10 protein-coding genes are annotated in these 12,377 nt (G+C 68.5%); 4 read left to right on the top strand and 6 right to left on the bottom strand.

The window, feature by feature from the left end; all coding sequences use genetic code 11:
- The 3 genes from DVK44_RS14160 to DVK44_RS14150 all read right to left on the bottom strand — a co-directional run bounded on the left by DVK44_RS14160 (position 1) and on the right by DVK44_RS14150 (position 1,740).
- On the bottom strand, positions 1-384 hold the full coding sequence (locus tag DVK44_RS14160) for a hypothetical protein (RefSeq protein ID WP_228447138.1): 384 nt from the start codon (positions 382-384) through the stop codon (positions 1-3).
- 302 nt (positions 385-686) lie between these two features.
- Complete coding sequence (locus tag DVK44_RS14155; protein WP_114660004.1) at positions 687-878, bottom strand: hypothetical protein; 192 nt, start codon at positions 876-878, stop codon at positions 687-689.
- Between the two features lie 10 nt (positions 879-888).
- Positions 889-1,740, bottom strand: coding sequence for a helix-turn-helix domain-containing protein (locus DVK44_RS14150; RefSeq protein WP_114660003.1), 852 nt, complete (start codon positions 1,738-1,740; stop codon positions 889-891).
- A gap of 219 nt (positions 1,741-1,959) precedes the next feature.
- Here DVK44_RS14150 and DVK44_RS14145 point away from each other — a divergent pair, with 219 nt between their 5' ends.
- Entirely contained in the window at positions 1,960-2,577 is a 618-nt protein-coding gene (locus DVK44_RS14145; protein ID WP_114660002.1) for an ATP-binding protein, read from the top strand.
- 65 nt (positions 2,578-2,642) lie between these two features.
- On the opposite strand, the gene DVK44_RS14140 is transcribed toward DVK44_RS14145, so the two are convergent.
- Together DVK44_RS14140 and DVK44_RS14135 are read right to left on the bottom strand one after the other, a co-directional pair.
- A complete protein-coding gene (locus DVK44_RS14140; RefSeq protein WP_114665120.1) occupies positions 2,643-3,020 on the bottom strand; it encodes a nuclear transport factor 2 family protein in 378 nt (125 codons plus the stop codon).
- Positions 3,021-3,124: 104 nt separating this feature from the next.
- A complete protein-coding gene (locus DVK44_RS14135; RefSeq protein WP_114660001.1) occupies positions 3,125-3,898 on the bottom strand; it encodes a glycosyltransferase family 2 protein in 774 nt (257 codons plus the stop codon).
- A gap of 212 nt (positions 3,899-4,110) precedes the next feature.
- On the opposite strand from DVK44_RS14135, the gene DVK44_RS14130 reads away from it, so the two are divergent.
- On the top strand, positions 4,111-5,394 hold the full coding sequence (locus tag DVK44_RS14130) for a hypothetical protein (RefSeq protein ID WP_114660000.1): 1,284 nt from the start codon (positions 4,111-4,113) through the stop codon (positions 5,392-5,394).
- Positions 5,395-5,800: 406 nt separating this feature from the next.
- On the opposite strand, the gene DVK44_RS14125 is transcribed toward DVK44_RS14130, so the two are convergent.
- Positions 5,801-8,845 (bottom strand): hypothetical protein, encoded by a 3,045-nt coding sequence (locus DVK44_RS14125; protein ID WP_114659999.1) that lies wholly within the window; start codon positions 8,843-8,845, stop codon positions 5,801-5,803.
- A 918-nt stretch (positions 8,846-9,763) separates the two neighbouring features.
- Here DVK44_RS14125 and DVK44_RS14120 point away from each other — a divergent pair.
- Both DVK44_RS14120 and DVK44_RS14115 read left to right on the top strand, forming a co-directional pair.
- Positions 9,764-9,943: a hypothetical protein gene (locus DVK44_RS14120; RefSeq protein ID WP_114659998.1), complete on the top strand. Its 180-nt coding sequence runs from the start codon at positions 9,764-9,766 to the stop codon at positions 9,941-9,943.
- Between the two features lie 940 nt (positions 9,944-10,883).
- Positions 10,884-12,377, top strand: a complete 1,494-nt coding sequence (locus DVK44_RS14115) for a type I-E CRISPR-associated protein Cse1/CasA (RefSeq protein WP_231717285.1) — start codon at positions 10,884-10,886, stop codon at positions 12,375-12,377.

The raw sequence follows: 12,377 nt of genomic DNA, 5'->3' as shown, positions 1-12,377 counted from the left end.
TCATAAGGCTCCCTGAGCCAGCCGGCGAACGCCGCGCGCCAGCCGGGGAGCCTCCTCCTCATGCGCCGCCGCGAGCCGCGCGATCTCACCGAGGCGTTCCTCCGCCGACTCGTACAGAGCCCGGAACGCGACGGCCGCGCCCAGATCGGTGACCATCAGCGTCCCCTCCTTCCTGGCAACGAGCTTCAGCCAGACCAGGGTCGGGAGATCGGCGCGCACCTGCTCGGGATCGAGCCCGACCCCGGCCACGGCATCCGCGGCGCTTCCCCCGCGGTCGGGGTCGGGTACGGGCACGGAGGCGGACGCCACGTACGAGAGCAGTTGCCACTGGAAGTCCGTGAGGTCCACCTGGGGCAGCAGGGGTGGGAGAGGTGGGGGGTACATGCCGCCATGCCTAGCACACCCCACTGACAGGCCGCGTGAAGCTCGTCCTGGCTGAGGTTTGAGAGACGCCCTGAACGTCGCCGCGATGGGCACGCCCTATCCGGAACGACGAGGTATTCGATGTCGTGCTCTCGATCTTCGGTGCCGCGTGGCCGTGATCGACCCGCCGGAGGGCAAGTCCGTGGGTACGATGCTCGTCCGTGCGGCGGCTCTCTGACCTCGCGGGCCTGCCGCCGGGCGCTTGTGATGGCGCCCGGGTGGGGTGAGTTGTTCCGTACCCCCCGGACGCCTTTGTTGAACGGCTACAACAGATGGTCGGCTTTGCCGGCCTTGATGTCGCGGATGAGGGTGCTGAGGGCCTCGCGGGTGTCGGTGAGGTAGGTGTCCTCCTGGCCCGCGATGGCGATAAAGGCGTTGCCATCGGCGTCTGTGCCTATACGGAAGCAGCTGTTGCCCTCGGCGCAGAACGGTTCTTCCCAGGTGATCTCAGTCATGGCGTTCTCCTCATAGCTCCCGGACAAGGGTGTGGATGAAGTCGCGCGACGCGCCTACTGACAAGCACTCCTTGTCCATCCACCCCAAGTGGGCTCGGTACTTGGTGAGATGTGGCTCGGTGTGCAGGAAGTCCGGTCCGTGTGCCGAATCCATCTGCGCGGTGTCGAGTTGCGGCACGGTTGCCTCGGCGTAGAGCAGGGACTGCCCCGCGCCGGGGAAGCTGCCGAGTGCGACCGGCACCACGCGGATAGTCACGTTGTCCTTCTCCGACGCTGTGATCAGCGAGTTCAGTTGACTTCGGGTTACTTCGTCACCGCCGAAGCGCATGCGTAGCGCAGCTTCGTGGATGTAACCCACGAACTGGACCGGCTGTTCCCGGCTCAGCACCTGTTGCCGTTCCATGCGGTGGGCGACGCGAAGTTCGACTTCGAGGCGTGAGAGCGCGGGGAGTGCGGCCATCATGATGCTGCGGGCGTAATCCTCGGTCTGGAGCAGACCGGGCACATGGATGGACTGCATGTTCTGTACGCGTACCGCATGCCACTCCAGTTCCGCGATGTCCAGCATTCCCGGCGACAGCCGTCCTCGGTACTCGTCCCACCAGTTCCGCCGCGGCAATGCGGAGAGTTCGAGCAGCGCGGCTACGTACTCCTCGTCCGTGCACTCGCAGTTCGTCGCCAGGGTCCGGAGCCGGTCGGTGCTGATGTGTCTGATACCCGACTCGATGTGCGAGATCTTGCTGCGATCGACGCCGAGCAGTCCGGCGGCGAACTCGATCGACATGCCCGCGCCGGTGCGCAACTTGCGGACCTCTGCGCCAAGCCTCTTCTGACGCTGAGTTGGTGCTGTCCGTGCGGCCATGGAGATCCTTCCTCTCGGTCGGCATCAGTGTGCCGAGCGTCACCCTATAGGTCTAATGGGGCACCAAATTACAGCGAGGGGTGGCATTTGGCGCCCCACGTGCCCTACCTTCAGTGATGCGGCGCTCACGCAAAGCGAGGCGGACGCGCATCGCGCGAGCCTGCGTCGCACACGCACACGCACCACACAACAACCAACGCATCAGCGAGCGGAGTTGTCATGCCTGAAAGCGGAACCACACCCGTATCGGCGACAAACGACCTGCCTCAGGAGGGCCCCACCCCCGGCGGCCCCACCCCGCCGGCGCCCCCGACCGCCCCGGTCTTCGCGCCGTGCCCGCCCTACGCGCCGGGGCTTCCGGGGCTTCCCGGCCTCGCGGACCCGGCGCCCGGGAACCTCACGTACCACCTCACCCTGCCCGCCGGGATGGCCGGGCCGATCGTCGCGCGGGAGGTCGCGGAGCTGGTTCTCGACGTGCACGACGTGGACCGGCTGATCGATCCCGCGCTTGTACTGGTGCGCGAACTGGTCGCCTGTGCCTGTCAGTTCTCCGAGGACGGCCAGGACATCCACCTCGGCCTCCGCTACCGCGCCGGCACGCTGCGCGTCACCGTCCACGACCCCCACCCGCCGCACCCGCAACCCCGCCTCGCCGCCGCCTGCGACGAGCGCCGCCGCGCCGCCCTCGCGCACACCCCCGACCTGGTGTCGGCGTACCGAGGCACCTGGGGATTCAGCGCCGCGCAGGCACAGGCGCAGGCACAGGCGCAAGGCTCAAGGGCCGGTACGTGGACCTGGGCCACCCTCGTCCACACGCCCCGCAACTGGGCCGCCTGAGCGGAGCGCGCCTCGCCGCCCAGCACGCGCGCTCGCCACGTTGTTCCTAGCGGCAGAAGGGCGGCTCAGGAGGTGGACGGTTTGATCTCCCCCGCGAAGACGATCACCTGGTCGATGAGGCTCCGCCGCAGATGGACGACGTCCGTTCCCGCCAGGCGGGGGCCTCCGTCCGGTGTGGTGAAGACCCACTGGTAGCGGGCCCACTCGTCAGGCATGTCCACCCCTGAGCAGCGCACCATCGTGCCGGTCCCCGCCGGGTGGCGCCGGATGTCCAGTACGAACCGCTCGACCGCCGCGATTCCCTCGCTGCGGCCCAACGGCCCCCAGAAGACCACGTCCGAGGTCAGGGCCTGGGAGAGCAGGGCAGTCACATAGCTGTCGTCCGAGGCGTTGAACGCGGAGATGAACGTGTCGATCGCGGAGCGTGCCGTCTCTTCCTGCATGACCCAGTAATACCAGCCGTTGCGCGTGCGCTCGTCCCGCGAGCCGCGCTCCGTCGTACGCCGCGTACGCCGTCCGATCACGGTGGACCGTCCCGATTACGGCGCTAGACGCGCGAGTTGCGCACCGACTGCCACACCGCGCCGGCCAGCGCCCGTGTCGCGCGCGGGACCGACAGATGCTCGTGCTCGCGGTACAGGGCCCAGTTGTACTGCACGAGCGACAGCTTGTTGGAGGACAGGGATCCCGCCTGATGGGCCCGGTACACCGCGAGCGGCTCGGCCAGGCCCCGGGCGTCGGCGCCGTCCCGCATGATCGACAGCCAGAGCGCGTAGTCCTGGCGCTTGCGCATCTCCGGCATCAGCCTCGTACCCAGGACCTTGCGGTCGTACATGGCGGTGAGCGCGCCGATGTGGTCCTGGACCAGCATCGCGCGGTAGTCCACATGCGCCCGCGCACGGATCACCCGCCCGTTCGGGACCCAGTCGGTGCTTTCGCCGTCGTAGTCGGCGTCCATCTTGAAGTACGAGGTGAACGTCAGCGGCGCGGTGCCCTCCGCCGCGAAGGCGAGCTGCTTCTCGGTCTTCTCCGGAAGCCACATGTCGTCGCTGTCGAGAAAGGCGATGTAGTCCCCGCGGGCCCGCTCCATCGCGAGATTACGGGCCCGCCCCGCGCCGCCCTGTTCGGGTGCGGTCTCCGGCAGGACGCGCTTGTCCTGCTCGGCGAACTCGCGGAGCAGGTCCATGGAGCCGTCGGTGGACTGATCGTCGGTGACCAGCAGCTCCAGGTCACCGTGGGTCTGTGTGAGCACCGACCGAACGGCCGCGCCGAGGGTGGCCGCCGAGTTGTACACGGGCATCACGACAGATACCAGGGGCACAGTGCATCTCCTTGCCGGACCAGGAACGACGGTCCATTCAAGCATCGCAATCAAGTACGAGCCGCCATGCGTCAAGGCGGCGTCACGCCATGTCGCGGAAGGCTTGCGGCGGGTAGCCTGCTGACGGCCGAGGAGACGGCCGAGGAGACGGCCGAGGAGACGGCCGAGGAGACGGCCGAGGAGACGGGCAGCCGGACGCGCGCGGGGGGACTGTGGACCAGCGGAATGTCACGGGAGCGCGCCAGGCCGTCACCGTCGTACTGCCGGCACGGCTGACGCGTACCCCGGACTGGACCGCGGACTGGGCGGAGGGCCCCTTCCCCTTCGAGCTGGGCAGCAGACGGACCGACGCGGCGACGCGCGCGACCTACTTCGCCCCGGCTTCGGCCCGCGTGCTGTACGGCTCGCCCGAGCGCCCCCGTCGCTGGTACCGGCCGATGGCGGTCGACCACGACGGACTGCGGCTCCACGGCATGGAGTTGCTGCGTACCGCCACCGCCCGGCACCGGGACCACGCCCTCGTCGTTCTGCACTTCACCGTGGCGAGGCCGCTGCTGCCGCTGCTCCGGGCCATAGCGCACCGCCCCGGAGCCGATACCGATCCCCTCGCGGGCCCCCTGGACCCGGAACGGCTGCTCAGCGGTATCGCCGAAGTCAGGAACGGCACCGGCACGTTCGCCCTTGCCCGCCCGTACACCGTGGCCTTCCTGACACCGGAGGCCCGCCACACGCCCGCTCTCCGGTCCCATCCCACGGTCGGACTGCCTCCCTCCGCCGATGGGTGGCTGTGGCAGCTGGCCTCGCGGTCGACCACGGCGGATTTCCCGCTCGCACCCGAGATCGCGGCGGATCAGTTCCGCGATGCCGTACGGATCTCCGCGGACTGGAGCGCGCTGGTGCTGCGCCACGGCGCCGCCTTCCTCGGGCATCGCGCCGACACCGGAGACGGCGACTTCTACGACTTCGCCGCGCTGCACGCCCGTACGGTCTACCTCGACGCCCTGCTCCTCGGCTCCCTCCAGCGCGACCACATCGACGAACTCACCGATGAGCTGTCCGCGGTGTTCGACGGAACGCGGCTGGCCCGGAGAGTGGCCGCGCTGGAACGGAACATCGCGTACTTCCGCAGCACGTACTGGCGCCAGCACCTGACCGCGCACGGCCCCGCCAACGAACTGCTCCTCGCCTTCCAGGCCCAGCACCGGCTGCCCGCCCGCTTCGCCGAGATCCTGGCGGAGGCGGCGGACAACAGCCGGCTCGTCCAGACCCAGGAGAGCCAGCAGATCAGCGGCGCGCTCGGCGTCCTCACCATCCTTGGCCTTCCGCTCGGCACGGCGCTCGGCATCCTCCAGGTGCTGGGCGACGACTCGGTGGCACATCTCCTCGTCGGCCTCGGCTGCTCGGTCGTCGTCACGGCCGCCGCGCTCGCCACCCGATACGGCCGGCTGGTGCTCTCCTCGCTGCGCGGCGGCGGGAGGAACGATCCACGGGACTGACCGTTTGCCGGGTGAGCCGTGGGTCGTTGCCCTGACAGCACCGGACCGAGACGGTCGCGTATGAAAGTGAGCCGTGAGGCTATTCGGTGGCTGCCGCGTGGAGACTTCAATGGCCACATGAGCACTCACACGCAGAACAACAACAGCCCCGGCCCTGTCTCCGCCCCTGCCCCTGCCCCAGTCTCCGCTCCCATCGCTGCCACTCCACGCCGTTCGCACTGAGCACGGCTTTAAACGCGAACGGGGCATCAGCCCGCAGGAGTTCCGCCGGGGCAGGACGGCGGAGACACCCATGGCCGACGGCTCCGTCCGTTCTGCCGGCTCCGACGGGCGGACGGTGATCCTCCGAAGCTGAGCCGCGCCGGCGTCCGGCCGGGGAGGTGTGCCCCGGGCCGGCCAACCGTACTCATTGCGGTGAGTGCGACCCCAAGTGGACGCGGGTGATGTCCCCCACCCGCGTCACCGCCTCCGGTGCCAGCTGCGCCAGCAAGGGGAGCGCGTGGTGCCAGCCGTCCTCCGCCAGCGCCTGCCAGACGAAACCCCGGGCCGCCTCAGCATCCCTCGGGGCGGCCGGAACCAACGCCAGCGCCAGTGCCCGGAGCCGATGGATGGCCGGTTCGGTACTGGACGAGTCGCACGACGTAGACAAGTAGTCGCGGATTCCAGCCAGTTGACCGGCCACAGCGGAGTAGGCCGCCGCACGGAGTGCCGTGGACCGCGGGCGGGCGGCAGTCCGCCGCGCCGCGTCCACGTCGCCCATCAGCGCGTACAGAACGGCCAGTTGATCTGCCGGTGCCACATGCGGAGGGCTGTTCCTCACCTTTCCCTCCAGCCACTTCACTTCGGCGCGCACATCCGGAGCAGGAGCACCGCGCGCCGCGAGGCCCAGGAGCACGTGGACGGCCACGGTTCCGTACTCCCGCTCCGCCGGATGAACGTCGTCGCGCCCGCATGTTGTACGGATGGCCGTGCGCAGTGGTTCGTAGCAGGGCTGCTCCATGTCCTTTACGCCGAGGAGCAGTTCGGCCAGTTCGGGCAGGCGGCGCGCCCGCGCCCCGGGCAGGTCGGCGTGTGCGGCCAGCTTGGCCAACCGGTCCTCGACGATACGGTTCGCGGCGTCCGGGGCATAGGCGGCGAGACCCGCCGAGACGGCCACGAGGGCATGCCGCGTCTGTTGCCGTACCTGCCCTCGGCGGAGTCCGCCCGTGGGCTCCATCTGTTCGGCGAGTTCCATGGCGCGGGTGGCGTCGCCGGCGTGGGCCAGGGCCTGGGCGATGACGGCGCGGGTGGCGGGATGGGTATCCGAGTTCCGGGTGGTGTGATCGGCCCTGCGGGCGAACTCCAGCGCCTTCGTACGGTCCACCGATGCCGCGCACGCCATCGACGAGGCGGCGTGGAGCCGGGCCCGCCCGTTGTCGTCCGGCATCCACGGGGCGAGCTGTTCGGCCTCGGCGTACTTGCCGCTGCCCGCCAGAGCGCCGGCCAGCGCGGGCAGCCACCGCACCGCGGGCTCGGTGCCGCTTCCCGGCAGGGCGAGCAGCCGCAGGACCTCGTCCAGGCGCTGCCGGGCTTCCGGGGCGTTGCCGTGTTCCGAAAGGTGGCGCGCCTCGATGATCAGCCTCTCGACATCCAGGACCGGATCGGGGCCTGGATCGGGGCCTGGACCGAGCGACGCGTCACCAGGGTCCGCGCTCCGCCGCTCCCCGAGTACGGCACGGGCCGCGTCGCGGACGTCGTATCCGGAGAACCTGGTGCGGAGGTCCTCCGGAACCGCCTCCAGCAGCTCTGCCGCCTCGGACCTGCGGTCGCCCGTGTCGATCAATGCCTGTACGACGCGGGCCAGGCTTGTGGCGAGCCCGAGGGCCATGTGGGCGTGGTCTTCGGCACTCAGTGACTCGGGGGCCCGGAAGGCGGCGAGGAGGCGTTCTACGGTGAGGTCGGCGAAGTCCCGGGCGTGGGTGCGTCTGCGTCCGGCCAGTGCGGTGGCGGCCAGCGCCAGGGTGTCCACGACGGTCAGTTCAGGGGAGCAGGCCCATACTTCGCGGCACTCTTCCTCCATCCGGTCGAAGATCTTGGTCGCCTCCTTGGGAGTGACGACCTTGACCAGCGCGCCCCACACCTCGATGGCGACCGCTCCATGGCCCACCATGTCACTCGCGAGAAACTCGGCCTGCTCTTTCAGACCATCCAGGACTGCCGCAGCGGCGTCTTCCTGTCCGTCGATCTGGAGAAGATCGGCCGCCGCCGCGGCCACCGCCGTGAAACATGCCGCGCTGCGGGCCTCGACGGAACGCAGCAGATCAAGCCCCTCGTTATGAGCCCCCGCTCTGAGGAGCGCACCGGCCGACTCGGCAAGCGCCGTGTCCACGTCCGCCTCCTCGTCCTCCGGCGGGAGAGGCGGGATGTGCCACCGGCCTTCTGACGCCCACACGGCCGCCTCCCGCGCCAGCGCCAAAGCCTCTTCCTTGTTCGCGAGATTGCGGCTGATATCGCTCAGCCTCAGCGCTCGCGCACTCGGATGCGGGGCCAGCAGGGCGAGCGCCCTGGCCCGCCGTACGTCTCCGGTGTCTCCGATACGGGCGAATGCCCGGAGCAGATCGCGCGGCACCGCCCGCGCGTGGCTGAGCAGAAACTCCCGGGATACGGCGACGGCCGCGGCGACGGCGAGAGCCTTGGGCGTGGCCGTACCACCCGGGCGGTCCTGGCCGCCCGAGTAGCCCTCTGCGCCCTCTGTGCCCTCGGGACTGACGGACTCAAGCAGCAGCCGTAGTTCCGCAAGGGCCAGATCCGCGCCTGACTCGGCGGCGAGGCGTAACTGACGCTTCGGGGCGAGGACGTACTTCGTCAGACGGGTGGTGTCACTGTTGTGGCGGAGGAGCCAGGTGTAGTGGGTGAGGAGATACGAAGGGGTGTCCGCCGGCCAGTCCATCACGTGATGCGCGTCGGCCCAGTCGTGGAGGCGCTGCTCGTACCGGGTGACCTCGGACTTGCCCAGCGCCTTCAGCGCCTCTTGAAGCAGTCCTTCGTGCGCCAGTACGTACGTCGGCGGCCCGGCGCTCTGCGGCGCCATGCTGCGGCCGGTCACACCGCGTACGAGCTTCTCGACCTTGTAGGGCGACGCCCCGGTCAGCTCGGCGAGGTCGTCGAGGCCGAGCCCGCCGCGTGCCGCGGACAACAGGCCGAGAAGGTCACTGCCCAAAGGGTCGTCGAGCAGCCTCGACAGCTCCTGCATGGCCGCGTCCCGGATGATCAGCGCTTCGGACGATACGGCGAGCACCCGGACATGGTTGCTGTCCCGCAGAGGATGGTCGGCGTCAACATCCGCCGAGAGGGCCGGGTTTGACCTGCCGGTGACCAGAACGCGCATACCGCGTGGGGGATTTTTCGGAAGGACCGCGGCGATACTGCGGCCGGGCATTCCCGCGCCCTCGTCCTCGTCGAGCCCGTCCACGACGACGAGGAGAGTGCGCTTGCGAGCGTCACTGGCCCGAGCGGCATCCCGGTAAAGCTTCCACACCAGAGCGTAATCGCGAGACGAACTCGCTGAGAGTCTTTTCCCCGCGACGGCTGCCAATTGCTCCGCCATAGAATCCAGGAACAGGTCCCTGGTGTTGGTACCTCGGCTGCGCGAAATGAAGTAGCTGACGATGTCCACATGGGCCGGCTGATGATCCACGACGAACGAGGCCAGCAGTGCGGTCTTCCCTGCCCACGGCCCTGCCTGCCACCAGGCATAGGAGGGACTGGTGCCGCCGCGGGCGGTAGCGAACGATGTCAGCTCGGCTAACTCGGCTTCCCGGCCGACGAATTCGGGTGCCGCGATGTCGGAGGCTACATGGGTGCGACGGATGCCGGATGCCGGCGGGCGTCCCGTCTTTCTTTTTCTGCTCTCTTGAGAGCTGGCGACGACGGCCTCCAGCCATCTATGTGTGGGAAATTTTGGGTGATTTTGTGCATGCTCCTCCAGATAGTGGACGAGTTGAATGAAGGAATCCCAGTTCTCCTTTTTCTGTGCTGTTTCCTTGGTTCTCCAGTTGCCGATGGTCGAGACGCTTACCGCCCCATGCAGCACGGACTTCGCAAGGTATTCGAGCGAGATGTGAGGGTGCTGAGCACGTGCCGCCTCGTACAGACGGGCGAACCTCACGTGGAGAGGCATCGCTGTCGGCCTTGCGGCTCCTCGCCGGTGCCCCGGCGCTCCGGTTTCAGCTGCAGACATGTCGCTGGAGGCTTTCTGTATGTGGTCTGACCAGGGCATTTGAAGTCTTCCTACCCATCAGGAGGTCGATGGAAAGGAACTCGGCGCGGCAACCTGCTGCCGAAGCCCGGCGGACACGACCGCCGGGCCCGACTCCGGAAGGGGCCCGCCGTGTCCTTACTGCCCGCCGTACTGAACGACATCGCCGCGCTGACCGCCGTCACCGGCATGACGTACGCGGTCACACTGCTGGCCGTCGCCACGGCCTCGATCGCGTCCCGCAGCCCGGCCCGCCGCCGCGACGCCCGGGCCACACTGGCGATCCTGATGCGGCGCCGGCCGCCGTGTTAAGGGAGGGGCGGATTTAGAATCCAATTTGGATGGGGGAATGCGTTTTTCTTGTAGCATCTGGTGGGGACGAAGTTGGTCAATCTGTGTACGGCAAATGGCGGCGAGTGCCACACTGATTCACGTGGCGCCGACCGAGTTGCGCGTTCTGCGGCCGTGCGTCCTGCCCAACTGGGCAGGGCCCCCGGAGGCAGGAAGGGCATCGAGACATGGTTGATCGCTTATGGGAGTGGCTGAGTCGGTACAGGACTGAGCTGGTTCTGACCGTGATCGCGGCAGTTGTATCGGTTCTGGTCGGCAGGGGCGTGGACGCTCTCCTGTGACGGCTGCTCTCGGCCCAATAAGCGCGCCGAGAGCAGCCGCGTCCCACCACTCCTCAGGGGTCTCGTTCCGTTGCAGCGGAGCGAGACCCCGCCAAGGAACGGCTGTCGCGTCGGCGCTTCGCCAAACACCATGGTCAGCGTGTTTGCCGAACGCAACGGGGAGTCTTCAACCATAGGCTCGCGGTTGCTGCACCGTCCATCGCGAGATGCATGTCCCGGCTTTTCACTCCGGCCGGTAGCCTCGATGTTCGTGTTCGCCCCCGGGGTTGCGGGGGATGGCCCGTTGGATGGGGGCGCGTTATTCGTATGCACACCCCGCGTGCGCGGGGATGGAAGGGGCCCGGTGGGCCCCTTCGCTTTCGGGGCCGCCGCCGACCCCGCCCAGGACGCAAGCCCGCTTGATCTTCGGCAAACCGCTCATACCGCACCCGCGCCGCTGCTAGCGTCCTGAATCGATCCAGCGGAGATCGTCCAGAGTGCGTGGGCGAGCACTGCGAGTTGTGGCCAGTACGAGCAGTAGCAGAGAGGGGGAGCAGATGAGCCGCGCTCCATTACCCGGTCCGTCCCCCGCCCCTCCCCGCCCCCACTGGGACCCCAGACGGAACCCATGTGTCCCGGCTGTGGCCCTTGACGGCGCCATGGTCGAGCTGAGCCTCGTCGAGCTGCTCGCGCAAGCAGAGAAACTGCGGGCCGTGAGTGGGGCGACGCCCGGTGAGACGGTCGCGGTCATCGAGCATCTGCTCGCCCTCTGCTACGCGTCCGAGACGTACCCCTCGTCCGTGGAGGAATGGCAGACATGGGTCGAGGAGGATCACTCACTCGACCGGGCTGCCAGTTGGCTGGCCGATGAGCCCGACGAGAACTGGGATCTGTTCCATCCCACTCAACCGCTGGGGCAGAACATCCTCCTCGCCCCATTTCTCGATGAACACGGCACAGGACCGGCCCAGCTCGTCGTGGAACGGTCCGGTGACTACAGTCAGTTCTTCGACCACCACCACCTCGAACACCCCGAGCCCTTTCTTCCCGCCGACGCCTTCCGCGCCATGCTCACGCAGCATGTGTACGGGTTACCCGCCCGCGCCCGCATATCCGGCAAGGCGACCCTCGGCCCCGCCATCACCAACCTTTCCGCCGGTCGGCTCAGTGGCAGGATCCGGGTACTCGCGCTCGGCACCACTCTCGGTGAGACGCTACGTCTCAACCTCTACCCGCCCAATGGCCCCAAGGGCACCCTCAACCTCTCCTGGACCACGGGGGACATGGCACGCCGGGGTTTCCAGGCCAGACCGCCCGGGCGGGAGGTGAGCGGGCCCGCCGATCTCCACAGCTACCTCGGCCGGTCGGTGCTGCTGCGGCCCACGATCGGGCCGGACGGCACCACCGTTCACGTCGACCGCGTACTGATCGGCGCCGGCGAACTGCTCACCCTGGAGATGCGCCATCTTCAGGACGCGGTTTTCGCTAGAACAATGGGGGGTACGGTCAAGCCGCTCTGGCCCTCCGCGAGCCGCGCCCTGTGGCTGAAAGCCCACGCGCTCTACGCGGCCGTCACCGAGCGGCAGGCCGGTCTGTACGGACTCCTGGGGGAATTACCCCGGCGCCCCGGCCCGCACTCCCTCAAACTCTGGGCTGTCGGGCTCGTCGCCAACAAGACTCTGCCCATCTCCTGGACCGAAGGCTTTTTCCCCTTCGCCCCGCATATGGACCATGAGCTGCACGAGGCGTCGCGACGCGGTTCGGCCATTGCCGAACACGTGGCCCGGAGCCTTCAGATTGCGGCGTACGCGGCCTGGGAAGTCGCCTATCCGAATCCCAGACCGTCCGACAGGGACCGGCAGGTCGCCCGTTTTGACGCCAGAGCGGAGCACTGGCCGGCCGCGGCCGGCCCGTTCCAGATCCTTCTGGAGGAGACCGCCGAGGGGGAGCCGGTACCGGACTCCCTCCTCGACTACGCGGACACACTCCAGGCCGCGGCCATCCAATTCCTCACCAAGCGCCTCGACTCGCTGCCGCGGAACAACCAGGGCTTGAGGGCGCGTGCCGTGGCGCTGCGCCGTCTCAAGGACGAGCTGACCGGGCGCCGAGCCCCGGCCGAACTCAGGGGGGTATGA

Origin of the sequence: Streptomyces paludis, assembly GCF_003344965.1 — a bacterium.
Lineage (GTDB): Bacteria > Actinomycetota > Actinomycetes > Streptomycetales > Streptomycetaceae > Streptomyces > Streptomyces paludis.
Note: the sequence above shows the minus strand (reverse complement) of the source record. Positions and strands in the feature narration are given on the sequence as shown.